At 73.9% G+C, this 23,793-nt stretch carries 22 protein-coding genes; 13 read left to right on the top strand and 9 right to left on the bottom strand.

Annotation, left to right across the window (positions count from 1 at the left end; genetic code table 11):
• The first annotated feature begins 45 nt into the window (after positions 1 to 45).
• The gene (locus ACFSBI_RS03350) at positions 46 to 885 is read left to right on the top strand and encodes an exodeoxyribonuclease III (RefSeq protein ID WP_377932021.1); all 840 of its coding nucleotides are present in this window, start codon (positions 46 to 48) and stop codon (positions 883 to 885) included.
• Positions 885 to 1,412, top strand: coding sequence for a low molecular weight protein-tyrosine-phosphatase (locus tag ACFSBI_RS03345; RefSeq protein ID WP_377932019.1), 528 nt, complete (start codon positions 885 to 887; stop codon positions 1,410 to 1,412). Before ACFSBI_RS03350 ends, ACFSBI_RS03345 begins: the two co-directional genes overlap by 1 nt.
• Before the next feature lie 66 nt (positions 1,413 to 1,478).
• Here the strand turns inward: ACFSBI_RS03345 and ACFSBI_RS03340 are convergent, their stop codons facing one another.
• Positions 1,479 to 2,468 (bottom strand): shikimate dehydrogenase, encoded by a 990-nt coding sequence (locus ACFSBI_RS03340; protein ID WP_377932017.1) that lies wholly within the window; start codon positions 2,466 to 2,468, stop codon positions 1,479 to 1,481.
• A gap of 193 nt (positions 2,469 to 2,661) precedes the next feature.
• Here ACFSBI_RS03340 and ACFSBI_RS03335 point away from each other — a divergent pair, with 193 nt between their 5' ends.
• Positions 2,662 to 4,578: a chloride channel protein gene (locus tag ACFSBI_RS03335; protein WP_377932015.1), complete on the top strand. Its 1,917-nt coding sequence runs from the start codon at positions 2,662 to 2,664 to the stop codon at positions 4,576 to 4,578.
• Between the two features lie 16 nt (positions 4,579 to 4,594).
• Here the strand turns inward: ACFSBI_RS03335 and ACFSBI_RS03330 are convergent, their stop codons facing one another.
• Complete coding sequence (locus tag ACFSBI_RS03330) at positions 4,595 to 5,521, bottom strand: AEC family transporter (protein WP_377932013.1); 927 nt, start codon at positions 5,519 to 5,521, stop codon at positions 4,595 to 4,597.
• Positions 5,522 to 5,641: 120 nt separating this feature from the next.
• Here ACFSBI_RS03330 and ACFSBI_RS03325 point away from each other — a divergent pair, with 120 nt between their 5' ends.
• The 6 genes from ACFSBI_RS03325 to ACFSBI_RS03300 all read left to right on the top strand — a co-directional run bounded on the left by ACFSBI_RS03325 (position 5,642) and on the right by ACFSBI_RS03300 (position 13,769).
• On the top strand, positions 5,642 to 7,078 hold the full coding sequence (locus tag ACFSBI_RS03325) for a DUF222 domain-containing protein (RefSeq protein ID WP_377932011.1): 1,437 nt from the start codon (positions 5,642 to 5,644) through the stop codon (positions 7,076 to 7,078).
• Between the two features lie 123 nt (positions 7,079 to 7,201).
• Complete coding sequence (locus ACFSBI_RS03320) at positions 7,202 to 8,578, top strand: DUF6421 family protein (protein WP_377932009.1); 1,377 nt, start codon at positions 7,202 to 7,204, stop codon at positions 8,576 to 8,578.
• A 63-nt stretch (positions 8,579 to 8,641) separates the two neighbouring features.
• On the top strand, positions 8,642 to 11,143 hold the full coding sequence (locus ACFSBI_RS03315; RefSeq protein ID WP_377932007.1) for an MMPL family transporter: 2,502 nt from the start codon (positions 8,642 to 8,644) through the stop codon (positions 11,141 to 11,143).
• A gap of 109 nt (positions 11,144 to 11,252) precedes the next feature.
• Positions 11,253 to 11,810 (top strand): retropepsin-like aspartic protease, encoded by a 558-nt coding sequence (locus ACFSBI_RS03310; RefSeq protein ID WP_377932005.1) that lies wholly within the window; start codon positions 11,253 to 11,255, stop codon positions 11,808 to 11,810.
• Between the two features lie 29 nt (positions 11,811 to 11,839).
• On the top strand, positions 11,840 to 12,880 hold the full coding sequence (locus tag ACFSBI_RS03305; RefSeq protein ID WP_377932003.1) for a threonine aldolase family protein: 1,041 nt from the start codon (positions 11,840 to 11,842) through the stop codon (positions 12,878 to 12,880).
• A gap of 91 nt (positions 12,881 to 12,971) precedes the next feature.
• A complete protein-coding gene (locus ACFSBI_RS03300) occupies positions 12,972 to 13,769 on the top strand; it encodes a metal-dependent hydrolase (protein ID WP_377932001.1) in 798 nt (265 codons plus the stop codon).
• A gap of 95 nt (positions 13,770 to 13,864) precedes the next feature.
• Here ACFSBI_RS03300 and ACFSBI_RS03295 read toward each other — a convergent pair whose 3' ends face one another.
• Positions 13,865 to 14,347 carry a GNAT family N-acetyltransferase gene (locus tag ACFSBI_RS03295; protein WP_377931999.1) on the bottom strand — a complete coding sequence of 161 codons (483 nt, stop codon included), beginning with the start codon at positions 14,345 to 14,347 and terminating at the stop codon, positions 13,865 to 13,867.
• Between the two features lie 41 nt (positions 14,348 to 14,388).
• Between ACFSBI_RS03295 and folP the strand changes: the two genes are divergently transcribed.
• From folP to ACFSBI_RS03275, 4 genes are all read left to right on the top strand, one after another.
• A complete protein-coding gene (folP, locus tag ACFSBI_RS03290; protein ID WP_377931997.1) occupies positions 14,389 to 15,195 on the top strand; it encodes a dihydropteroate synthase in 807 nt (268 codons plus the stop codon).
• Positions 15,192 to 16,049 carry a 2-amino-4-hydroxy-6-hydroxymethyldihydropteridine diphosphokinase gene (gene folK / locus ACFSBI_RS03285; protein WP_377931995.1) on the top strand — a complete coding sequence of 286 codons (858 nt, stop codon included), beginning with the start codon at positions 15,192 to 15,194 and terminating at the stop codon, positions 16,047 to 16,049. Before folP ends, folK begins: the two co-directional genes overlap by 4 nt.
• Complete coding sequence (folE, locus tag ACFSBI_RS03280; protein WP_377931992.1) at positions 16,049 to 16,612, top strand: GTP cyclohydrolase I; 564 nt, start codon at positions 16,049 to 16,051, stop codon at positions 16,610 to 16,612. Before folK ends, folE begins: the two co-directional genes overlap by 1 nt.
• 74 nt (positions 16,613 to 16,686) lie before the next feature.
• A complete protein-coding gene (locus ACFSBI_RS03275) occupies positions 16,687 to 17,277 on the top strand; it encodes a nitroreductase family protein (RefSeq protein WP_377931988.1) in 591 nt (196 codons plus the stop codon).
• A gap of 39 nt (positions 17,278 to 17,316) precedes the next feature.
• On the opposite strand, the gene ACFSBI_RS03270 is transcribed toward ACFSBI_RS03275, so the two are convergent.
• From ACFSBI_RS03270 to dnaK, 6 genes are all read right to left on the bottom strand, one after another.
• Complete coding sequence (locus ACFSBI_RS03270) at positions 17,317 to 17,613, bottom strand: hypothetical protein (RefSeq protein WP_377931986.1); 297 nt, start codon at positions 17,611 to 17,613, stop codon at positions 17,317 to 17,319.
• A 14-nt stretch (positions 17,614 to 17,627) separates the two neighbouring features.
• The gene (locus tag ACFSBI_RS03265) at positions 17,628 to 19,799 is read right to left on the bottom strand and encodes an ATP-dependent Clp protease ATP-binding subunit (RefSeq protein WP_377931984.1); all 2,172 of its coding nucleotides are present in this window, start codon (positions 19,797 to 19,799) and stop codon (positions 17,628 to 17,630) included.
• Between the two features lie 61 nt (positions 19,800 to 19,860).
• Entirely contained in the window at positions 19,861 to 20,271 is a 411-nt protein-coding gene (locus ACFSBI_RS03260; protein ID WP_377931982.1) for a heat shock protein transcriptional repressor HspR, read from the bottom strand.
• Between the two features lie 76 nt (positions 20,272 to 20,347).
• Entirely contained in the window at positions 20,348 to 21,337 is a 990-nt protein-coding gene (locus ACFSBI_RS03255; RefSeq protein ID WP_377931980.1) for a DnaJ C-terminal domain-containing protein, read from the bottom strand.
• A 3-nt stretch (positions 21,338 to 21,340) separates the two neighbouring features.
• Positions 21,341 to 21,937 carry a nucleotide exchange factor GrpE gene (locus tag ACFSBI_RS03250; RefSeq protein ID WP_377931977.1) on the bottom strand — a complete coding sequence of 199 codons (597 nt, stop codon included), beginning with the start codon at positions 21,935 to 21,937 and terminating at the stop codon, positions 21,341 to 21,343.
• Entirely contained in the window at positions 21,934 to 23,793 is a 1,860-nt protein-coding gene (gene dnaK / locus ACFSBI_RS03245; RefSeq protein ID WP_377931975.1) for a molecular chaperone DnaK, read from the bottom strand. The genes ACFSBI_RS03250 and dnaK overlap by 4 nt, the downstream gene beginning before the upstream one ends.

The raw sequence follows: 23,793 nt of genomic DNA, 5'->3' as shown, positions 1-23,793 counted from the left end.
GCTCCCCTCCGGCCTCTCGCGAGGCCTTCGGTAGCGTCGCATCCCGTGCGTGTGGCGACCTGGAACGTGAACTCGATCCGGGCCCGGGTGGGCCGGGTCACCGACTGGCTGCAGCGGGCGGACGTCGACGTCCTCGCGATGCAGGAGATCAAGTGCAAGGACGCGCAGTTCCCGCACGAGCCGTTCGAGGCCGCCGGCTACGAGGTGGCGACGCACGGGCTCTCCCAGTGGAACGGCGTCGCGTTCGCGAGCCGCATCGGCCTCGCCGACGTCGAGCTCGACTTCCCCGGCATGCCGGGCTTCGGCAAGCCGCTGCCCGACGGCTCGCTGCCGCTCGAGGCGCGCGCGATGGCGGTGACGGTCGGCGACGACGTGCGGCTCTGGAGCCTCTACGTGCCGAACGGCCGTGAGCTCGACAACCCCCACTACCCCTACAAGCTCGAGTGGCTCGACCGGCTGGCGGACGTGGCGCAGCGCTGGCTCGGGGACCACGAGGGCGGCGCGCTCGCGATGATGGGCGACTGGAACATCGCGCCGCTCGACGAGGACGTGTGGGACCTGCGCGCGTTCGAGGGCGCGACCCACGTCTCCGAGCCGGAGCGGGAGGCGTTCCGCCGCTTCGAGGGCCTCGGTCTCGCCGACGTCGTGCGCCCGCTCGTCCCGACGGGGTACACGTACTGGGACTACAAGCAGCTGCGCTTCCCGCGCAACGAGGGCATGCGCATCGACTTCGTGCTCGGTTCGCCCGGCTTCCAGGACGCGGTGACCGGCGCCGCGATCGAGCGGGACGAGCGGAAGGGCGACGCGCCGAGCGACCACGTGCCCGTCGTGGTCGACCTGGAGCTCGACAGCCCGCTCGACGACGACCGCCCGATGATCTTCTGATGCCCGACGCACCGCTCCGGCACCCGAGCACGCCCTACCGCGTGATGACGGTCTGCACCGGGAACATCTGCCGCTCCCCGATCGCGGAGGTCGTGCTGCGCGACCGGTTCGAGGCGGCCGGGCTCGGCGACGCGGTCGAGGTCGACTCGGGCGGGACCTCGTCCGAGGAGCTCGGCAACCCGATCGACCCGCGGGCGGCGCGCGTGCTGCGGGAGGCGGGCTACGCGGTGCCGGACCGCACCGCGCACCAGGTGACCCGCGCGGACCTCGCGGACCGCGACCTCGTGCTCGCCATGACGGCGCAGCACGCCCGCCGGCTCCGCACGCTGGCGCCGGAGGACGCTGCGGACGTCCGCATGTACCGCTCGTTCGACCCGGCCGCGCCCTCGCTCGAGACCGTGAGCGAGGCCGAGCTGGACGTCGAGGACCCCTGGTACGGCGGCCACGACGACTTCCTCGCGACGCTCGAGCAGGTCGAGGCCGCCGCCGACGCGATCGTGGAGCACGTCCGCCGCGCCCTCCGGTGACCCCTTGGTCAGTCTTCGTGCTGCTCCGACGCCTTGAGAGCAGCACGAACACCGACCGAGCGGACCTCAGCGGACCTCGCGGGCGATGGCGCTGAGGCGGTCGAACTCGGGGCCGGCCGTGGGGACGTCGACGTGGAACACCTCGCGGACGGCCTGCAGCCAGCCGTGCACGAAGTAGGTCCAGCCGTCCTCGATGCGCACGCCGCGGTCGGCCTGGCCACCCGCGGTGCCGAGGAACTCGAGGTCGCCGCGGTAGTTGAGGTCCCACGCGATCGCGCGCTCCGGCAGCACGGCGTCGGCGCCGAGCGGCGAACCCGGCAGGTCCTTGCCGAGACCCGTCGCGTTCACGACGAGCGAGCCGACGGGCTGGCCCGCGACCACCTCGTCGGCATCCGCCGCGGCCTCGACGTGGACGAGGCGCAGGGGCACGTCCGACCCGATCGCCCGCACGAGCTCGGCCAGGTGCTGCAGCCGGCGCTCGTCGCGGTCCGTCACGACGAGCTCGGCGGGCCGCTGCGACCCGCGCTCCGGTCGGGCCAGGCACCACGCGAGCGCCGTGCCCGCACCGCCGGCGCCGAGCAGCACGGCGGACGCGCCCGTCTCGGCCCAGTAGCCGTCGGGGACGATCGCGTCGAGCGCCAGCTCGCCGGTCAGGGGGTCCTTCGCGAAGCCGTGGAGGCCGTCCTCCTCCTTCGTCACGAGGCTGATCTCGTCCATCAGCGTCGCGAGCGGGCGGCGGACGGCGAACAGGTCGCCCGCCGCCTGGGACACGGCGACCTTGTGGCTCGTGATCTGCATGCCCGCGGCGAGCGGGTCGCCGGCGACGAACTCGACGAGCCGCCGCACGTCCGCGGCCGGGGCGCCGACGGGCAGGTCGACGCCCTGCAGCACCGCGTCGTCGAGGCCGAGCGCCGCGGCCCAGGCCGGGAAGACGCGCTGGATCGAGGAGGAGCCGGTTGAGACGCCGAGGAAGTGGATCGTCGGCTGCTCGGCGGGCACCAGGTGCTGCGGGGTCAGGACGGGCAGCGGGGTGGTGCGGGGTGCGACGGCGGTCATGGATCCTCCGAGGTGGGCAGCCGGCCACATTAGAGGAGTCCGGTGACGTGTCAGCGTCTTCCCAGCCCTCGGGGTCCGGCGCGGCCGCCGCGGTCGCTGGTAGCACTCCCGGCCACGGTATTTGCGCTTATGCAACAATATTCGGTCGTGCCCTGCACGGGCGCGCCCCGCACCGATCGCCTGGAGGGTCTCCATGTCCGACGTCGCCACGTCCGCCGCGCCGCGCCGATCGCGGCTCGCGCCCGGAGCCGTGGTGCGGGAGACACGGCTCGGCCTGCTCGCCCTCGCGCTCGTCGTCGGCGCCGGCGCCGGGCTCGGCGCGGTGGTCTTCCGGCTGCTCGTGAACGGCATCACCTGGGTCTTCACCGGGCAGGCGGAGTTCGGGCAGGACGGCTGGGTCGGCAGCGCCCACGCCCCCTGGCTCGGCCTCGGCTTCCTCGTGCTCGCCCCCGTCGTCGGCGGGCTGGTGGTCGGCCCGCTGGTCAGCCGGTTCGCCCCCGAGGCGCGGGGGCACGGCGTCCCCGAGGTGATGATCGCGGTCGCCGAGCAGGGCGGACGGATCCGGCCGCGGGTGGCCGCGGTCAAGGCGCTGGCGTCCGCCGTCACGATCGGGTCCGGCGGCTCGGTGGGCCGCGAGGGGCCGATCGTGCAGATCGGCTCCGCACTCGCGTCGAGCTTCGGCCAGTGGGTGCGCCTGCCGGAGAGCCGCCTCCGCATCCTGGTCGCCTGCGGCGCCGGCGGCGGCATCGCCGCGACCTTCAACGCACCGATCACCGGTGTCTTCTTCGGCGCGGAGATCATCCTGCGCGAGCTCTCCGCGGAGGCGCTCTTCTCGGTCATGCTCTCCGCGATGGTCGCGGACGCGATCGCGATCCCGTTCCTCGGCGGGCGGCCGTTCCTCGAGCAGTACCCCGTGACGACGGTGCTGCAGCACCCGCAGGACTACCTGCTCGTCGCCGTGCTCGCGGTGATCGCCGCGTTCCTCGGGCAGGGCTTCTCGAAGGCCCTGTACGCGGTCGAGGACCTCGCGGACCGCCTGTGGGCGGGACGACCGGAGTGGGCGCGGCCGGTCGTCGGCGGGGTCGCGGTCGGTCTGGTCCTGCTGGCGCTGCCGCAGATGTACGGCGTCGGCTACCCCGTGATGTTCAAGGCGCTCGCGGGCGACTACGCCCTCTGGTTCCTGCTGCTGCTCGTGATCGGCAAGGTGGTGGCGACGAGCCTCACGCTGGCCGTCGGCGGCTCCGGCGGCGTCTTCGCCCCCTCCCTCTTCATCGGGCTGATGACCGGCACCGCCTTCGGCCTGGTCGTCGACCAGCTGTTCGGCCCGGCCGCGGGCGATCCGGCGCTGTATGCCGCGATGGGCATGGCGGGCGTCTTCAGCTCCGCCACGCGCGCCCCGCTCACGGCGCTGGCGAGCGTCGTGGAGATGACGGGCGACTTCCTGCTCGCCCTGCCGGTGATGCTGACCGTCGGCATCGCGACCGCGGTGTCGCGCGAGCTGTCCTACGGCACCGTCTACACGACGAAGCTGCTGCGGCGGGGGCAGGACCTGGAGCGGTCCGCCCCCTGGCAGGCGTTCGCCCGGCTGACGGCGCAGCAGACGATGCGGCCGCTGCCCGAGGCGCCGCGCATCCCGGACCGCGCGGAGGACACGGAGGCCGTCGCCCCCGACCTCGACCTCGGGGCCATCGGGCGCGTGCGGCAGGAGCGGGCGCCGCAGGCGGTCTTCGAGGACGAGCCGGTCGCCGAGGTCGTGCGCCAGCTCGACGCCTACGGCCGGGAGGGCATGCCGGTCGTGTCCGGGGACGGCTCGCGCATCCTCGGCTGGATCACGGCGTCGAGCGTCGTGCGCGCCGTGCGCCGGGCCCTGCTGCCCGAGAGCCGGCACGACCTCCCGCCCCAGACGAGTGACACCCCGCTGCCGGGGTTCCGCGTGGTCGAGGTCGAGGTGTCGCCGTCCGGCGCCGCGGCGGGCCGGGCGGTGGCCGACGTCGCCTGGCCCGAGGGCGCGTCGCCGGTGTCCTACACGCGGGGCGACCTCGTCCACGCGGTCGAGCCCGCGACGGTCCTGGAGCCCGGCGACATCGTCAACCTCCTCGTCCGCACCTGATCCGCCGCCCGCGGCCTCACGGCACGAGCAGCACGGAGGCGAGCACGAGCACCGGCAGCGCGCCGACGGTCGTGATCAGCCCGGCGTCGCGGGCCAGCACGACGCCGGCGCCGTACCGGGTGGCGTAGACCAGCACGTTCTGCGCCGTCGGCAGGGCGGCGAGGACCACGGCCACGTGCAGCGCGGCCGTGTCGAGGTGGAGGACGAGCGCGCCGATCGCGAGCGCGACGGCCGGCATCACGAGCAGCTTCATCAGGGAGGCGAGCACGACCTCGCGCCGCTGCTCGCCGGCGGCCAGCGGCCGGGCGCCGACGAGCGACATCCCGAACCCGACCAGCATCAGCGGCACGGAGGCCCCCGCCAGCAGGCGCAGCGGCTCCAGCACGAGGGGCGGCACGGGCACGCGGCCGACCGCCACGACGAGGCCGAGGAGGGCCGCGCCGATCAGCGGGTTGCGCAGCGAGGCCAGCACCGCCGCGCGGGCGGTGCGACGGCCGGTCGCGGTCGAGGCGTCGAGCACGACCAGCGCAGCCGGGGCGAACACGGCCAGCTGCAGCAGGATCACCGGTGCCGTGTAGGCGGGGCTGCCCAGCACGTACACGGCGACCGGCAGCCCGATGTTGTTGGCGTTGACGTACCCCGACGACAGCGCACCGACCGTGACCGACGCGACGGGCCGCCGCCAGAGCAGCCGGGCGATCAGGGCGTAGGCCGTCGCGGCGACGATCGCCGCGAGCGCCGAGACGGCGGTGACGGCGGAGAAGAGGACGTCGGGGCGGGCGGTCGCCACGACCGTGAAGAGCAGGCTGGGCGCCGCGACGAAGAAGACGAAGCGGCTGAGGACCAGCTGCCCGCCCTCGCCGAGCACCCCGCTGCGCCCCAGCACGAACCCGACGCCGATGATGACGGCGATGACGGCGAACCCCTGCAGCACGCCCGTCACTTCCCCATTCTGGTGGCGCAGCACTGCATCACTCGGCCTCCGCGCGTTCATGCGAACACTCGATCCATACACCCCTCTCCTGCTCTTGCTTTTATAGAACACATGTACTATTGTCGGAGCATGGCCGATCCAGCCGATGTCCTGCGCGAGCACCTAGCCGCGGTCGTCGCGCTCGGCCGGCGGACCCCTTCGGGCCTCGGTGCGTTGAGCGCCGCAGAGGACACGGACCTCGTCGCTCTGCTGCCCGCGGTGCAGTCGCTCGTGCAGGCCGGTCAGGGACTGGCCGCGCTCGTCTCAGGCGAGATCGCGCGTCGCGACGGAGGTCGGACGGGACCCTCCCTGGCGCAGCGACTCGGCGCCCGGAGCGCCCGTGGACTCGTCGCGGCAGCGGCGGGGATGCCCTTCGGACAGGCGTCGGCGCACGTCGCGGCGAGCGAGATCATCCGGCGAGGAACCGGTCGGACCGGTGCCAAGGGGGCGCCGGAGCGCCCCCACGTGGCCGAGGCGGTGCTCGCGGGCGACCTGTCGCTGTCCCTCGCCCTGCTGATCGACGACACCCTCGAGGCCCTTCGCGACGCGCTCACCTCGCCCGAGCTCGACGCCCTCGAGGCAGCCCTCGTCGAGCGGGCCGTCTCGGGCGACTGCTCGGTCGCGACCTTCACGAAGGAGTGCCGTCGTCTGGTCGAGAAGGCCGATCCGGCAGGGGCGGACGACCGAGACGAGGCACTGAAGGCGAAGGCGTCCATCCGGGAGACCAGGCTGCGGAACGGCCTGCTCCGGGTCGTCGCCGAGCTCGACCCGGAGCGCGCGGCCTACTGGCTGGCCGCCGTGCGCACGAAGACGAACCCTCGGCGTGAGCCGTCGCAAGCGGAGGGTTCGGACCCGACGGCACCACGGCCCGGTGGCGCGCAGCCGGATCCGATGGTCACGCGGCTCGACGCCTTCACGTCGATCTGCAAGGACTCGCTGCGGGCCGACGAGGGCGACCAGGCCGGAGTCGACACGACGGTGCTGGTCCGGATCGACCTCACCGACCTGCTGACCGGCGAGGGGAGCGCGACGCTCGACGGGATCGACACCCCGATCTCCGCGGCGAGCGCCCGGCGGCTGGCCGTGAACGCCGACCTCATCCCCCAGGTGTTCGGCGGGGCGTCGCAGCTGCTCGACCAGGGCACGTCACGGCGGCTCTTCACGAAGGCGCAGCGCTACGCGATCTACGCCGGGTACGACGGCTGCGCTTTCCCGTCCTGCGATCTGCCGCTCGCCATGACCGAGATCCATCACCTCGGCAGGTGGGCGACCCGGCACGAGCACGGGCGCGGCACCGACCTCGCCAACGGTCTCCCGCTCTGCGCCTTCCCTCCCCGTCGGCACGGCCGTCACGCCGCTGACGCGTCGCGCCGGAACCGGCTCCGTGGGCCCAACCGCCTCATGGAGCGGGGATGGGACGCCGAGCTCGACCCCGACGGCACCCCGTGGTTCACGCCACCGATCCACGTCGATCGGCAGCGCCGACGCCGACGCGGCTCTCGCCGGGAGCAGACGCTCGCGGCCTGACTCGGCCGTCCCACGCCGACTGGGGACGCAACATCGTTGCGCAAGTGGCAGATCCGTGCACCGCGGGCGCATGATCGCGCTCCCGCGCAGGTCGTACCGTCGCTTGCCGACCCTGGAGGCGACATGACGCTGCTCGACACCCCTGCGACGACCGTCGGCCGGGAACACCCGGCATGGCTGCGCCTCAAGGACGCGGTCGGCGCCTTCCGACCGCTGCAGCGCAAGGACGGCGCGCTGGCCGAGGGCGCCGACGCGGACGAGGCCGCCCGCCTCATGACCGCCGTGCGCGACGCCGTGCGCGACCTGGCGCCCGCCTTCCCGCACGACGCCGCCTACCTCGCGGCGCTCGACGAGGACCTCGCCGCCTGGGCCTCGGGCGGTTTCGCGGTCCCCGACTTCCGCGCCTCCCTCGGCGCCTTCCAGCCGCAGCGGGACCGGGTCGACGGCCTGCGCCACCTCGTCGTCTTCCCCATGACCACGCAGAACGGCTCGCCCGACCGGCTGCTCGAGGCCGTGCTCGTCGACGTGCTCTGGCCCGACTTCATCGCCGCGCTCGAGCGCGACGCCTACTCGAACGCGCTCTTCGTGCCGATCCGCTTCGTCGACTTCACGGGCGGCTACGACACCGACTCGGCAGTGCTGTTCCCCGAGACCGTCGCGATGCCCGAGCTGATCCCCTTCACCTGGGGGGCGATCTTCGCCGACCGCGAGGCCGCGCGCTTCCGCCGCGTCGTCGCCGAGGCGACCGCGATCACCCGGCTCGACCTGCCGGAGGACGCCGCCCGCCTGCTCGACGACCAGGCGCTGACCGAGCGCACCTTCGTGCTCTGGGACCTGATCCATGACCGCACGCACATGCGCGGCGACCTGCCGTTCGACCCGTTCATGATCAAGCAGCGGATGCCGTTCTTCCTCTACTCGCTGGAGGAGCTGCGGTGCGACCTGACGGCGTTCCGCGAGTGCGTCCGGCTGGTCCGCGCGGAGGGCACGGACGCCGTGACCCGCGAGCACGCCGCGCTCGCCCAGTACGTGATCCTCTTCGACCGGATCTTCCGCTTCCCGCTGACGGGGTCGCGCGTGCGCAACTACGACGGCCTCGGCGGCCAGCTGCTGTTCGCCTGGCTGCACCGCCGGGGCGTGCTGCACTGGACCGACACGAGCCTCGCGATCGAGTGGGACCGCCTGCCCGACACCGTCGTCGCCCTGTCCGACGCGATCAACGAGCTGTACTGGGCGTCCATCGACCGGCCCAAGACCGCGCACTGGCTCGCCGCCTACGACCTCGTCCGCAGCACCCTCACCCCGCACCCGGCCAGCCGCTGGGCCCGCGGCCTCCCCGACGAGGTGCTCGTCGGGCCGCCGAAGGGCTGGACGGACCAGGTGCTCGACGACGAGTTCCCGCTGTCGATGTTCTACGAGGCGCTCGGCAAGAAGCTGCGGCCGACGATCGAGTCGACCGCCGGGATCACCGGCGACACCGCGTCCTCCGCCGCTGCCTGACCGAACGCCGGGACTCCGCGGCTCGACTTGCCGCGGGCGCCTCCGCGGCGCCATCCTCGCAAGATGAGCGGTCCTGGCGCATGGGGCCGGCTCATCGCCCTCCTCGCCCTGGTCGTCGCCGTGGTCACCGGGCGGGCGCTGCTGGCCCGGAGGCCCCCGCGACGCACCTCGCCGCAGCCGCTCGGCCGGCGCTGGTCCGAGGTGCGGCCGCCGGCGCCCGAGGCACCGCCGCCGCCCGACCCGTCGCTGTCCGCCGCTGCCCGCCGCGGGCCCCGGGCGTTCCTCGCCGCGCTCGGGCGCAGGGTCGGTGCGGCGGTCGGCCACGCCCACCGCACCTCCGTCGTGCGCGGACGCTGGGTCGTGCTCGTCGCCTGGGCGCTCATCGGCCTGTTCGTCTTCACCGCGCTGCCGGTCGGGCGCGCGCTCGGCGGCGACGCCGGCTTCTCGAACCTGCTGCCCGCGGACAGCCCCGCGCTGCAGGTCGAGGAGCGGGCGCTCCAGTCGTTCCGCGTCCCCGTGCTCTCCGGCACCACCATCGTCGCGCACGCCCCGGACGGGCTCTCGCTGAACACCAGGGCGGTCCTCGCCGGGCAGGCGTACAAGACGACCAGGCCGTCGGTGCTCGACGGACCGGCGACGGAGCCGGGCTCGATCATCGCGGCCGTCCCGGTGCCGTTCGTCTCGGCGGACACCGCGGTGACCTACCTCTTCCTGTCGCCCGGCACCTCGATCTGGCAGACCATGACGCTCGCCCGGCAGTACAAGCGGGAGGTGGTGCAGGGCCTCGCCCAGCCCGGGGTCGACGTGTCGATCACGGGATTCGTGCCCGCGCAGGTGGCGCAGGGCGAGCAGCTGGCCGCCGCCCTGCCGCGCTTCGAGCTGGCGAGCCTGCTCGTCATCACGCTCATCGTCGGCTTCACGTTCCGGTCCCTGCTCGCGCCGCTGATGGTGCTGGTCAGCGGCGGCGCGGGCTACCTGATCTTCTACCGCGTGCTGTCCGGCACGGCAGGGCAGTTCGGGCTCTCCGTGCCGCAGCAGCTGGAGCCCGTGCTCGCGGCCCTCTTCATCGGCGTCATCACCGACTACTGCGTGCTGCTCTTCTCGTCCTTCCGGATGTATGTCGAGCAGGGCATGGACCGGTTCGCGGCCGCGGACGCGGCGCTGCGGGACGACGGCCCGGTGATCGGGATCGCGGGCGTCACCGTCGCGGGCGGCATCATCGCGCTGCTGGTCAGCCCCTTCGAGTTCTTCCGCTCCCTCGGCCCCTCGCTCGCGGTGACGGTCGTGGCGGCGGTGCTCGTCGCCCTCACGCTGGCGCCCGCGCTGATGACGCTCGTCGGCACGCGGATGTTCTCGCTGCGCGGGTCCGCGGCCGTCGTCCGGCGCGCCGAGCGGCACCGGGCGAAGCGCGCCGGGCGCGTGGGGCTGTTCGGGCGCGGGCTGCGGGTCATCACGACCAAGCCGGGGGCCGGCGGCGCGCTCGTCGTCGCGGTGATCGTCCTCACCCTCGCCGCCCTGCCGGTGCTGCACGCGCGGCTGTCGCTCTCCTTCACCTCGGGCCTGCCCGAGGGCGACCCGGTCCAGGTGAGCGCTCGGGTGCTCGACCGCGCCGGGATCCGCGGCATCACCGCCCCGGTCGAGGTGCTCGTGGAGGGCGACGGCGTCGCGGAGACGCAGCGGGTGCAGCTCGTCGCGCTGCAGCTCGCGCTCCAGCTGCAGCCCGGCGTCGCCCGCGTGCTCGGCCCCGCGGAGAACCCGCTGCGCGCGAACCTCGGCGTCGTCTACTCGGCGGACGGGAACGCCGCCCGCTACATCGTCGTGTTCGACAGCGACCCGCTCGGCGCGAACGCCGTGCGGGACCTGCGGACCCTGCAGCGGAACCTGCCGCAACTCGTGTCCGCGGCGGGCCTGAAGGACGTCCGCGTCGACGTGACCGGGCAGACCCGCATCGCGTCCGAGGTGGCGAGCCTCACGAACGAGTCCCTGCGCGACACGTTGATCGCGGCCGTGCTCATCGAGTTCCTCATCCTGGCGCTCTACCTGCGGTCCCTGCTCACGCCGCTCGTGGTGCTGCTCGCCGGGCTGCTCAGCATGGGTTCCGCGCTCGGGCTGACCGTGCTGCTGTTCCAGGACGTGCTGCGCCAGCCCGGTCTCACCTTCTACGCGCCGTTCTCGACCGCGGTGCTGCTGCTCGCCCTCGGGGCCGACTACACCGTCTTCACGGTCGGGGCGATCTGGCGGCGGGCCCGGCAGCTGCCGCTCCGCGAGTCGATCCTCGAGACCCTGCCCGGCACCGCCCGAGCGGTCACCGCGGCCGGCGTCATCCTCGCCTCCACCTTCGCGGCGGTCGGGATCGTCCCGCTCACCGCGTTCCAGCAGATCGCCTTCACGATGGCGGTGGGCCTGCTGATCGACACCCTGATCGTGCGGCCGGTGATGACGCCCGCGATGCTCACGCTGCTGGGACGGGCGGCGCTGTGGCCCCGCCGTCCCGCCGGCGCGCCGGCCCGTGCGGCGGCCGCACCGCCGCCCGCACACGCGGAGCGGCCGCTCTCGCGGACCTGAGCGCGGCGGCTCCTCCGACCGCGTCCCGCAACCGGAGATCGCGGGAGAAGCACCTGACAGGTCCCTCCGATCCCGAGTCTCCTCGGGCCCGCCCGACCATGATGGGGCGATGGGGATGAGGACGCGGGCCGCAGCCGTCGCCGTGGCCCTGGCGGCGGTGCTGCCGCTGTCGGCCTGCACGATCGTCGCCGGCCCCGCCCCGGTGGCCAGGCCCTCCACCGCCGCGAGCGCTCCGACCGCCGGCGCCACCCCGGCCGGGGAGGTGACCGTGCCGCTGCAGATCGTGCGGCAGGACGGCGCGACGCTCGCGATCGTGCCGGTCATGATCGACGGGAAGGGGCCCTACCCCTTCGTGCTCGACACGGGCGCCGCGACGTCGGGCATCAACCAGCAGCTGGCGCAGCAGCTCGACCTGCCGGAGACCGGGCAGCAGGCGCAGGTGAGCGGCGTCACGGGCTCCGACCGCGTGCCGCTCGTGCGCATCGAGCAGTGGTCGACGCACGGCGTCGACCTGCAGCCCACCTCGATCGGCGCCCTGCCGTTCTCGATGGGCTCGGGCGGGAACTCGCGGATCGCGGGGCTGCTCGGCTCCGACCAGCTGAGCCGGTTCGGCAGCATCACCCTCGACTACGCGAACGAGCAGCTGCGGTTCACGACGCGGTCCTGACCGGTGCCGGCGCGCACCAGGATGGTGCGGTGAGACTGCACGATCCGAACATCCGCACCTTCGCCTCCGACAACTACGCCGGCGCCCTCCCCGAGGTGCTCGCCGCGATCACCGACGCGAACGGCGGCCACCAGATCGCCTACGGCGAGGACGACTACACCGCGCGGCTCGGCGAGGTCGTCCGGGCCGAGCTCGGCGAGCGCGCCGAGGTCTTCCCCGTGTTCAACGGCACCGGCGCGAACGTCACCGCTCTGACCGCGCTGCTGCCGCGCTGGGGTGCCGTGATCGCGACGGGCTCCGCGCACATCCACACGGACGAGGGCGGCGCACCCGAGCGCGTGAGCGGCCTGAAGCTGCTCGTCGTGCCCGGCGAGGACGGCCGGCTGACGCCCGCCGCGATCGAGACGGAGGCCTGGGGCTGGGGCGACGAGCACCGCCCGCAGCCGCTCGCGGTCTCCATCACGCAGTCGACCGAGCTCGGCACCGTCTACACCCCCGAGCAGGTGCGGGCGGTCGCGGACTTCGCGCACGAGCGCGGCATGGCGGTGCACATGGACGGCGCGCGGATCTGGAACGCCGCGGCGGCCCTCGGGCTGCCGCTGCGCGACTTCACCGCGGACGCCGGCGTCGACGTCCTCAGCCTCGGCGGCACGAAGAACGGCCTGCTCGGCGCCGAGGCGATCGTCGTGCTCGACCCGGACCGGGTCGACGGGCTCGTCTACCTGCGCAAGCTGAACATGCAGCTCTCCAGCAAGATGCGCTTCGCCTCCGCGCAGCTGCTCGCGCTGTTCGAGGACGGCCTGGGCGTCCGCACGGCCGCGCACGCGAACGCGATGGCCGCCCGCCTGCGCGCCGCGCTCGAGCCTCTCGACGGCGTCGGGTTCGCCTACCCGACCCAGGCGAACGCCGTCTTCGCCCGCATCGACCCCGCCGCGGCGGACCGGGTGCGCGAGCGCTACCGGTTCTACGACTGGGACCGCGCGCACCACGAGGTGCGCTGGATGTGCGCCTTCGACACCACGGAGCAGGACGTGGACGACTTCGTCGCCGCCGTCCGCGCCGCCCTCTAGGACGCTCCTCCCGCGGACTCTCGCGGATCCGCGCGGGAGCTGCGGATCCGCGAGACCCCCGCGCGGCGGCGGGCCGCCGGTTGCGGCGCCGATGACGATGGTCGGCGTGATGGGGGTCAACCACGCCACGAGCGGTGCCGCGGTCTGGCTCGCGGCGACCGCGGCGCTGCCCGCGTTCGGCACGGACGTCTACCCCCTCGCGCCCGCGGGCGTGCTGGCCGGCGCGGTCGTCTGCGCGGGCGCGGCGCTGCTGCCGGACGCGGACCACCACAGCGGCACGATCGCGCACTCCGTCCCCGTGCTCGGCAAGCTGGTCGCCCGCGGCATCGGCGAGGCCAGCGGCGGCCACCGGCACGGCTTCCACTCGGTGCTCGCGGCGGCGCTCGTCACCCTGCTCGCGGTCCTGGCCGGCCGCTTCACGGCGGTCGTGCCCCTGCTCGGACTCGTGCCGATCGGCCCCGCGATCGCGACGATCCCGCTGATCTGCTTCGCGGTGAAGGCGCGCGACCTCGTGAAGCGCTGGTCGACGGCCTGGGCGGTCGGACTCGCGGCGGCGGTCGCGGTCGTGCTGTTCTCGCCCGACAACGCGGTCTGGTTCCCGATCGCGGTCGGGCTCGGGTTCCTCACCCACATCGCGGGCGACCTGCTCACCATCGAGGGCGTGCCCTCCCCCACCTGGCCGGTCGCCCTGCGGCCGCCCGACTTCTGGACGCGCATCCCGGTGCTCAGCGCCATCTGGAAGGGCAACGGCTACATCGCGGTGCCGGTGCTCGGCCACGCCGGCAGCGTGCGCGAGCACGTCCTCGGCACGGCGCTCGGCCTCTACGTCGTCTACGGCGTCGTGGTGGTCGCGGCCCGCGTGCTGCACCTGCCGCTCGACCTCGCCTGAGCGCCCACGCCGCGAGTGTTCGGCGCGCAGTGACGTCCTCGGCGCTCAGCAGCGGCGAATCCGTCACCCACGGGCGAATTCGCGACAGGGGCGGGTCAGGGCAGGGGGCGGTGCATCACGTGCAGGCCGACGAGTCCGTGGCGCCTGCTGTCGAACGCCTCGGGCACCGTGCCGACGATGCGGAAGCCGAGGGAGCGCCAGAGGTGCACGGCTCCGGTGTTCGACTCGACGACCGCGTTGAACTGCATCGCCCGGAACCCCTGCTCCGCCGCCCAGCGCAGCACGTGCTCGCCGAGCGCACGACCGACGCCCGCGCCGCGCGCGGCCGGGTCGACCATGAAGCTCGCCGTCGCCACGTGGGCGCCGCGCCCCGGCCGGTTCGGGCCCGCCTTCGCCGAGCCGACCACCCGGCCGTCGACCTCCGCCACGACCACGTGCGATCCGTCGTGCCACAGCGCCCGCGCCTCGTCCGACGACAGGCCGTCCGGGTAGACGTAGGTCTCGCCGTCCGCCACGATCGCGGAGAAGAACGGGAAGACGGCGGCCCAGTCCTCGGCGGTGGCGTCCCGGATCAGCACGCGGCGCACCCTACCGGCGCCGCGCTAGCGTGAGCGGCCGGATGACCCCCTCTGCCGCTCCCCTCCTGCTCGGCGTGCTGAACACGACGCCGGACTCCTTCAGCGACGGCGGCCTGCACCAGGCCCCGGACGCGGCCGTCGCGCACGGCCTCGCGCTCGTGGCGGCCGGTGCGGACGTCGTCGACGTCGGCGGGGAGTCGACCCGGCCCGGTGCGACGCCCGTCGACCCCGAGGAGGAGGCCCGGCGGGTGCTGCCCGTCGTCCGCGGACTCGTCGCCGCCGGCGTCCGCGTGAGCATCGACACGCGCCGGGCCTCCGTCGCGGCCGCGGCGCTGGCGGCCGGCGCGACGATCGTGAACGACGTGGAGGGCGGCGCCGGCGACCCGGACATGCTCGCTGTCGTGGCGGGATCGCAGGCGGACTACGTGGTGATGCACTCCCGCGGGCAGGCCGCCGCGGACGGCGGCTACGGGGACGTGGTGGCGGACGTCGTGACGGACCTCGAGCTGCGGGTCGCGGCGGCGGAGGCCGCGGGCGTGCCCGCGCACCGGCTGGTCGTCGACCCCGGCATCGGCTTCGCCAAGACGGCCGACGAGAGCTGGGCCCTGCTGCGGAGCCTCGACGTGCTCGCCGCGGCCTTCCCGGACACGCGCCTGCTCGTCGGCGCGTCCCGCAAGCGGTTCCTCGGCGCTGTGCTGCCCGAGGGCGCGACCGCGGTGGAGCGGGACCTGCCGACCGCGGTGCTGTCCGCCCTCGTCGGCGACCGCGTCTGGGGCCTGCGCGTCCACGACGTCGCCGCGACGCGGGCCGCGCTGGCCGTCGCGGCCCGCATGCGCGGTGCCGCATGAACCCGGTGCCGGGCGGCGACCGCATCCTGCTCACCGGGGTGCGCGCCTCCGGACGGCACGGCGTGCTCCCCGAGGAGCGCGAGCGGGGCCAGGAGTTCGTCGTCGACCTGGAGCTGACGCTGCCGTTCGCCGTCGCGGCGGCGACGGACGACGTGACGGCGACCGTGCACTACGGGGAGCTCGCGGAGCGCGTCGTCGCGGAGGTGGGCGCGGACCCCGTCGACCTGATCGAGACGCTGGCGGACCGGATCGCCGCGCTCGTGCTCGCCGACGCCCGCGTGGAGCGCGTCGTGGTCACGGTGCACAAGCCGTCCGCGCCGATCCCCGTCCCCTTCGGCGGCGTCGCGGTGCGGGTGGAGCGGGTCCGCGCGGCGGCGGACGTCCCCGTCGTGATCGCGCTCGGCGCCAACCTCGGCGACGCGGAGCGCACCCTCGACGACGCCGTGCACGCCCTCCGCCGACTGCGCGGGCTCGTCGTCGACCGGGTCTCGTCCTCGCACGAGACCGTGGCGGTGACGCCGCAGGGACCGGATCCGTCGCGCCCGCGGTACCGCAACCAGGTGCTCGTCGGCCGCACCTCTCTGCCGCCGAGGGAGCTGCTGCACGCGCTGCTCGGCATCGAGACCGTCTTCGGCCGCGTGCGGGCGGAGCGGTGGGGCGACCGCACCCTCGACCTCGACCTCGTCGCGATGGGCGACCTGCGGGTCGACGAGCCCGGTCTCGTGCTCCCCCATCCCCGGGCGCACGAGCGCGGCTTCGTGCTGCGGCCCTGGCTCGAGGCCGACCCCGACGCCGAGCTGCCCGGGCGCGGACGCGTCCGCCACCTCGTCGCGGCGCTGCCGGAGGAGGGCTGATGCCGGACCTGGAGCGCGCCGAGCGCGCGGTCGCCGAGTACCTGGCCGCCTACGGGCTCGACCCCGCCTCCCCCGTGCTCGAGCGGACCCCGCACCGCGTCGCGCGGCTCGGCGCCGAGCTGTTCGCCGGGGTCGGCGTCGACCCGGTGCCGGCGCTGCAGGCGGCCGGCGTGCCGGAGGTCGTCGCGCGGGGCCCGGTCGCGTTCCGCGACATCCCGTTCCGCTCCACCTGCGAGCACCACCTGCTCCGCTTCGCCGGCGAGATGTCGATCGCCTACCTGCCGGGCGAGCGCGTCGCCGGGCTCGGGGCCCTGGTCGCCGCGATCGAGACGGTGTCCGCCCGGCCGCAGCTGCAGGAGCGGGTGACCGACGAGGTCGCCGCCGCGATCGAGGCCGGGCTGGGCGCCGCCGGCGTGCTCGTGACCGCGAGCGCCGAGCACGACTGCGTGGCGCTCCGCGGGCCGCGGATCGTCGGGTCGCGGGTCGTCACCCTCGCCGTGCGCGGCGTCTACGCCGCCGAGCCGGCCGCCGCCGAGGCCCGCGCGCTCGTCGGCCTCGGCTGAGCGGGAATGCCGGCGCCCCCGCGGGCGCTGGACCCCTCGGCCCGATGGCGTGCCGCCGAGCACGAGGAGGACCGATGACCACCACCGACCTGGACGACCGCCGCGCCGAGACCACCGCGCCCATCGAGGAGCTGCTGGCGATGCGCTGGTCGCCGCGCGCGTTCGACCCGACCGCCGAGGTGACCGACGAGCAGCTGACGAGCCTGCTCGAGGCGGCGCGCTGGGCGGCCTCGGCGCAGAACTCGCAGCCCGCCCGGTTCATCGCCGGGCGCCGCGGCACGACGACCTTCGACCGGATCGAGCGGCACCTGATGGGGTTCAACCGCGCGTGGGCGCCGAACGCCTCCGCCCTCGTGCTCGCCGTCGTGAGCACCGAGGACGCCGAGGGCAGGACGCTGCGCTGGGCGGAGTACGACACCGGTCAGGCGATGGCGAACCTCGCGGTGCAGGCGCACGCGCTCGGGCTGCACGTGCACCCGATGGGCGGGATCGAGGTCGCGGCCCTGCAGGCGGAGTTCGACCTGCCGCAGCAGCTCGTGCCGATCACGGCGACCGCCGTCGGGACGATCGGCGACCCCGTCACGCTGCCGGAGCGCTACCGCGAGCGCGAGACCGCCCCGCGCACGCGCCGCCCCCTGGACGAGCTGGTCCTCGCCCGCGACTGACCCCTTACCCGCTGGTCGAGCCCGTCGAGACCACCCGCTTCACGCGAGGGGCAGGCGGCGGAGGGCGACGCCAGCGGCGACGAGCAGCAGTCCCGCCGCGCCGAGGCCCACCAGCCCCGCCGTCAGCGGGACGCCGCCGAGCAGCCGGCCGATCGAGAACAGCACCGCGAGCACCCCGAGCACGAGCGCGGAGGTCGACGCCCGTCGACCGAAGACGACGACGAGGTCGGGCTGCCGCCGCCGTCGCGCGACGAGCGCGGCGACCAGCCACGGCCCGACGGCGAGCCCGCCCAGCACGGCGACGACGAGCAGCGCGACCCCGACGACCTCCAGCACGCCTCCTCCGCGGCTCAGGAGCCGACGGCGACCTCGAAGCGACCCACCGACAGCTCGTCGCCGAGCGGGGCGACGTCGACCCGGACGGTGTCGCCGTCGCGCACCTCGCCGGCGAGCAGCGCCCGTGCAAGGCGGTCGTCGATCTCGCGCTGCATGAGCCGCCGCAGCGGGCGGGCGCCGTACAGCGGGTCGAACCCGCGCTCGGCGAGCCACGCCCGTGCCTCCGGGGTCACCGCGAGCGACAGGCGCCGGTCCGCGAGGCGCCGCCCCAGCCGGTCGATGTACAGCTCGACGATCTGCCCCAGGTCCTCCTCCGTCAGCGCCTGGAACACGACGATGTCGTCCAGCCGGTTCACGAACTCGGGCTTGAAGGCCTGCCGCACCATCGCCTGCACCGTCTCCTCCTTCTGCGACTCGGAGAGGGAGGGGTCGGTCAGGTACTGGCTACCGAGGTTCGAGGTGAGGATCAGGATCGTGTTCCGGAAGTCGACGGTGCGGCCCTGCCCGTCGGTGAGGCGCCCGTCGTCGAGCACCTGCAGCAGGATGTCGAACACCTCCGGGTGCGCCTTCTCGACCTCGTCGAGCAGGATCACGCTGTAGGGGCGGCGGCGAACCGCCTCCGTCAGCTGGCCGCCCTGCTCGTAGCCGACGTACCCGGGAGGGGCGCCGACCAGCCGCGAGACCGCGAACTTCTCGCCGTACTCGCTCATGTCGATGCGCACCATCGCGCGCTCGTCGTCGAAGAGGAACTCCGCGAGCGCCCGTGCCAGCTCGGTCTTGCCGACCCCCGTCGGGCCGAGGAACAGGAAGGAGCCCTGCGGTCGCGCGCCGTCCGCGATGCCCGCGCGCGTGCGCCGCACCGCGTCGGCGACGGCACGGACCGCGGGCTTCTGCCCGATCAGCCGCCGGCCGAGCTCGGTCTCGAGGTTCAGCAGCTTCTGGGTCTCGCCCTGCAGCAGACGCCCCACCGGGATGCCGGTCCACTGCGCGACGACGTTCGCGATGTCCTCGTCGGTGACCTGCTCGTTCACCATGCGGGGCTGGTCCTCGCGCTCCTCCGCCTGCTCGGCGGCGGCGAGCTCCCGCTCGATCACCGGGATCTCCCCGTAGAGCAGGCGGGACGCCTCCTCCAGGTTGCCCTCGCGCTGCGCCCGCTCGGCGCGCATGCGCAGCGCGTCGACCTTCTCCTTCAGGTTCCCGACCCGGTTGAGGTCGGCGCGCTCGCGCTCCCACCTGGCCTGCAGCTCCTTCAGGTTCGACTCCCGCTTCGCGAGGTCCTCCCGCAGCCGCTCGAGCCGGGCGCGGGAGGCGTCGTCCTTCTCGCGCTTGAGGGCCAGCTCCTCGAGCTTCAACCGGTCGACGGAGCGCCGCAGCTCGTCGATCTCGACCGGTGCGCTGTCGATCTCCATCCGCAGCCGGCTCGCGGCCTCGTCGATCAGGTCGATGGCCTTGTCGGGCAGCTGCCGGGCGGTGATGTAGCGGTTCGACAGCGCCGCGGAGGCGACGAGCGCCGAGTCCGCGATGGCGACCTTGTGGTGCGCCTCGTAGCGCTCCTTCAGGCCGCGGAGGATCGCGACGGTGTCGTCGACGGTCGGCTCACCCACGAAGACCTGCTGGAAGCGCCGCTCGAGCGCGGCGTCCTTCTCGATGTACTCGCGGTACTCGTTGAGGGTCGTCGCGCCGATCATCCGCAGCTCGCCGCGCGCCAGCATCGGCTTCAGCATGTTCGCGGCCGCCACGCTGCCCTCGCCGCCGCCCGCGCCCATCAGGGTGTGCAGCTCGTCGATGAAGGTGATGATGCGCCCGTCGGAGGCGTCGATCTCGCCGAGCACGGCCTTCAACCGCTCCTCGAACTCGCCCCGGTACTTCGCGCCGGCCACGAGCGCCGAGAGGTCGAGCGAGACGAGCCGCTTGTCCTTCAGGCTGTCGGCGACGTCGCCCGCGACGATGCGCTGGGCGAGCCCCTCGACCACCGCGGTCTTGCCGACGCCGGGCTCGCCGATGAGCACCGGGTTGTTCTTCGTGCGGCGGGTGAGCACCTGGCTGACCCGTCGGATCTCGGCGTCCCGCCCGATCACCGGGTCCAGCTTGCCGGCCCGCGCGATCGCCGTCAGGTCGATCCCGTACTGCTCGAGCGCGGTCTTCGCCTTCTCCTGGGGCGGCTGCGCCCCTCGCATGTTCGCCATGTGGACTCCTTCGACGTGCTCGGACAGGTCTTCGTGAAGTTGAGCGCATGGCGCTCAGGTGCTATTCCTGCGGCCGCCAGACGACCAGCTCGGTGCGGCGCTGCGCCCGCACGCCCTGGCGCAGCGGCACGACGTCGCCCTGCGCGGAGGACGCGAAGACGCGGTTCCCCGGGCGGTTCAGCAGCTCGTTCGCGAGCGCCTGCTCGAGCCGGCGGACGCGGTCCCGCAGCGCGACGACCTCGTTCTCGAGGTCGAGCACGCGCCGGATCCCCTCGAGGGACACGCCCTCGCCGGAGAGCCGCTGCACCTCGCGCAGCTGCGCCACGTCGCGCAGCGAGTAGCGGCGCGAGCGCCCGGCCGTGCGCTGCGGGACGACCAGCCCGAGCCGGTCGTACTGCCGCAGCGTCTGCGGGTGCATCCCGGCCAGCTCCGCGGCCGCGGCGATCGGGAAGACGGGGTCGTCCGCGTCCATCAGCGCCTCCCCCGACCCGTCCGCTGGTCGAGGTGCGAGCGCAGCTGCGCTCCGCACCTCGACCGACGGTGCAGCATCATCCGCGGGCCTTCGCCAGGAGGTCGCCGCGGGGGTTCTCGCCGGTGCCCGCCGCGACGAAGGCGTCGAGCGCCTCCCGCTGCGCACCCGACAGGTGCGAGGGCACCGCCACCTCGATCCGCGCCAGCAGGTCGCCGGAGCCCTTCGACGTCGTGACGCCGCGCCCCTTCACCCGCAGCACGCGGCCGCTCGAGGTGCCGGGCGCGACCTTCAGCCGCACCGGGTCCCCGCCGAGGGTCGGCACCTCGATCGTCGCCCCGAGCGCCGCCTCCGCGAACGTCACCGGCACGTTCACCCTCAGGTTCAGGCCGTCCCGCTCGAAGACCGGGTGCTTGTCGACCCGCACCGTCAGCACCAGGTCGCCCGCCTGGCCGCCGTCGGGGCTCGGCTCGCCCTTGCCCCGCAGCTTCAGCTTCTTACCGTCGGTCACGCCGGCCGGGATGCGGACCTGGATCGGCCGCCCCTCCCCGCCGGACAGCGTGACGGTGTCGCCCCGCGTCGCGGTCAGGAAGTCGATGGAGGTCGTCGCGGTCACGTCCCGGCCGGGCGTCGGGCCGCCGAAGCCCCGGAACCCGCCCGACGGCTGGCCGTAGCCGCCCCCGCCGCCGAACAGCCCTCCGAAGACGTCCTCGAAGCCCCCGCCGCGGGTCTGCTGCCCGCGACGGGCGCCCTGGCCGAACAGGCCGCCGAACACGTCCTCGAACCCCTGGCCGCCGCCCGAGCCCCCGCCGCCCGCCGTGAAGCGGGCGCCGGAGCCCATGGCGCGGATCTGGTCGTACTCCTGCCGCTGCTGCTCGTCCGACAGCACGCTGTAGGCCTCGGAGATCTCCTTGAAGCGGGCCTCCGCGGCCGTGTCCCCCGGGTTGGAGTCCGGGTGGTACTGCCGCGCGAGCTTCCGGTAGGCCTTCTTCAGGTCCGCCTGCGAGATGGACTTGTCCACGCCGAGGACCCGGTAGAAGTCCTTCTCGAACCAGTCCTGACTCGCCACGGGTCAGCCCGCCGGGGTCTCGACGACGACCTTGGCCGCCCGGATCACGGTGTCGCCGATGCGGTAGCCGCGCTCCACGACGTCCGAGATCGTCGGCGCCGTCGCGTCCGCGCTCTCCCGCTGGAAGATCGCGTCGTGCTGGTGCGGGTCGAACGCCTCGCCCTTCTCGCCGAACGGCACGAGGCCGAGCCGGCCGCCCGCGGCGCGCAGCTTCTGCGCGATCGCGGTCAGCGGGCCGCCCTCGGCGAGGTCGCCGTGCGCCTCCGCCCGGTCGAGGTCGTCGAGCACCGGCAGGATCGCGCGCGCGGCGTCGCCGGTCGCGCGCTCCTTGATGGCCTCGCGCTCCCGCTCCGTGCGGCGGCGGTAGTTCGCGTACTCGGCGCTCACGCGACGCAGGTCGGCGAGGTGCTCGTCCTCCTGCTGCGCGCCCGCCGACTCCGCCGGCATGTCGCCGGCGCCGTCCAGGAAGGCCTCGTCCGCGTCCGTCAGCGACGTCTCGACGTCCGGCCCCTCGGCGGCGATGAACTCCGACTCGGGCTGCTGCCCCTCGGGGGCGCCGTCGCCCGGCGCCCCCTCCGGCTCGCGGTTCTCGTCGGTCATCGCTTGTCGTCCTCGTCCACGACCTCGGCGTCCACCACGTCCTCGTCGTCCGCGGACGACTCCGACGCGGTCGGCTGGTCGCCCTCGGGCGCGCCCGGCTCCTGCTGCGACTGCGCGTAGATCGCCTGGCCCAGCTTGGTCTGGCTCTCGTTCAGCTTGTCGAACGCGGTCTTCACGGCCGCGTCGTCGTCGCCGGCCAGCGCGCTCTTCAGCGCGTCGACGTCGGCCTGCACCTCGTCCTTGACGTCGGCGGGCAGCTTGTCGTCGTTGTCCTTGATCAGCTTCTCGATCGAGTAGACGAGCTGCTCGCCGGAGTTGCGGACCTCGGCGGCCTCGCGGCGGCGCTTGTCCTCGGCGGCGTGCTCCTCCGCCTCGCGGACCATGCGCTCGATGTCCTCCTTCGGCAGGCTGGACCCGCCGGTGATGGTCATCGACTGCTCCTTGCCGGTGCCCTTGTCCTTCGCGGACACGTGCACGATGCCGTTCGCGTCGATGTCGAAGGTGACCTCGACCTGCGGCACGCCCCGGGGCGCCGGGGCGATGCCCGTCAGCTCGAAGGTGCCGAGGTTCTTGTTGTCTCGGGTGAACTCGCGCTCGCCCTGGAACACCTGGATCGCCACCGACGGCTGGTTGTCGTCGGCCGTCGTGAAGGTCTCGCTGCGCTTGGTCGGGATCGCCGTGTTGCGCTCGATCAGCTTCGTCATGATGCCGCCCTTGGTCTCGATGCCGAGGGACAGCGGGGTGACGTCGATCAGCAGGACGTCCTTGCGCTCGCCGCGCAGCACGCCGGCCTGCAGGGCGGCCCCCACGGCGACGACCTCGTCCGGGTTCACGCCCTTGTTCGGCTCCTTGCCGCCGGTCAGCTTCTTGACCAGCTCGGAGACCGCGGGCATGCGGGTCGAGCCGCCGACCAGCACGACGTGCGCGATGTCGCCCACCTTGACGCCGGCCTCGCGGATGACGTCCTCGAACGGCTTGCGGGTGCGGTCGAGCAGGTCGCCCGTCATGTTCTCGAACTGGGCGCGGGTCAGCGTCTCGTCGAGGTTCGCCGGGCCGTTCTCCGTGAGGGAGAGGTAGGGCAGCGTGATGGAGGTCGAGGTGGAGCTGGAGAGCTCCTTCTTCGCCTGCTCCGCGGCCTCCTTGAGGCGCTGCAGCGCGATCTTGTCCTTCGAGACGTCGACGCCCGTCGACTCCTTGAAGCGCTTGATGAGGTGGTCGACGACCCGCTGGTCCCAGTCGTCGCCGCCCAGGCGGTTGTCGCCGGCGGTCGAGCGGACCTGGATGGTCGAGAAGCCCTCATCCTTGCCGACCTCGAGCAGGGACACGTCGAAGGTGCCGCCGCCGAGGTCGAAGACCAGGATCAGCTCGTCCTCGCGACCCTTGTCGAGGCCGTAGGCGAGCGCCGCGGCGGTCGGCTCGTTGATGATGCGGAGCACGTTGAGGCCCGCGATCTCGCCCGCGTCCTTCGTCGACTGGCGCTCCGCGTCGTTGAAGTAGGCGGGGACGGTGATGACCGCGTCCGTCACGGTGTCGCCCAGGTACTGCTCGGCGTCGCGCTTCAGCTTGCCGAGGATGCGCGCCGAGATCTCCTGCGGCGTGTACGACTTGCCGTCGACCTGGGTCGTCCAGGACGTGCCCATGTGGCGCTTGACGGACGAGATGGTGCGGTCGACGTTCGTGACGGCCTGGCGCTTGGCGGTCTCGCCGACCAGCACGTCGCCGTCCTTCGTGAACGCGACGACCGACGGGGTGGTGCGCAGGCCCTCCGCGTTGGCGATGACCGTCGGGTCGCCGCCCTCGAGGACGGACACGACCGAGTTGGTGGTGCCGAGGTCGATTCCGACGGCACGTGCCAT

It is taken from the genome of Amnibacterium endophyticum (assembly GCF_042680685.1).
In the GTDB taxonomy this organism is placed as follows: Bacteria; Actinomycetota; Actinomycetes; order Actinomycetales; family Microbacteriaceae; genus Amnibacterium; species Amnibacterium endophyticum.
The sequence above is the reverse complement of the archived record's forward strand: the minus strand, read 5'-3'. Positions and strand labels throughout refer to the sequence as shown.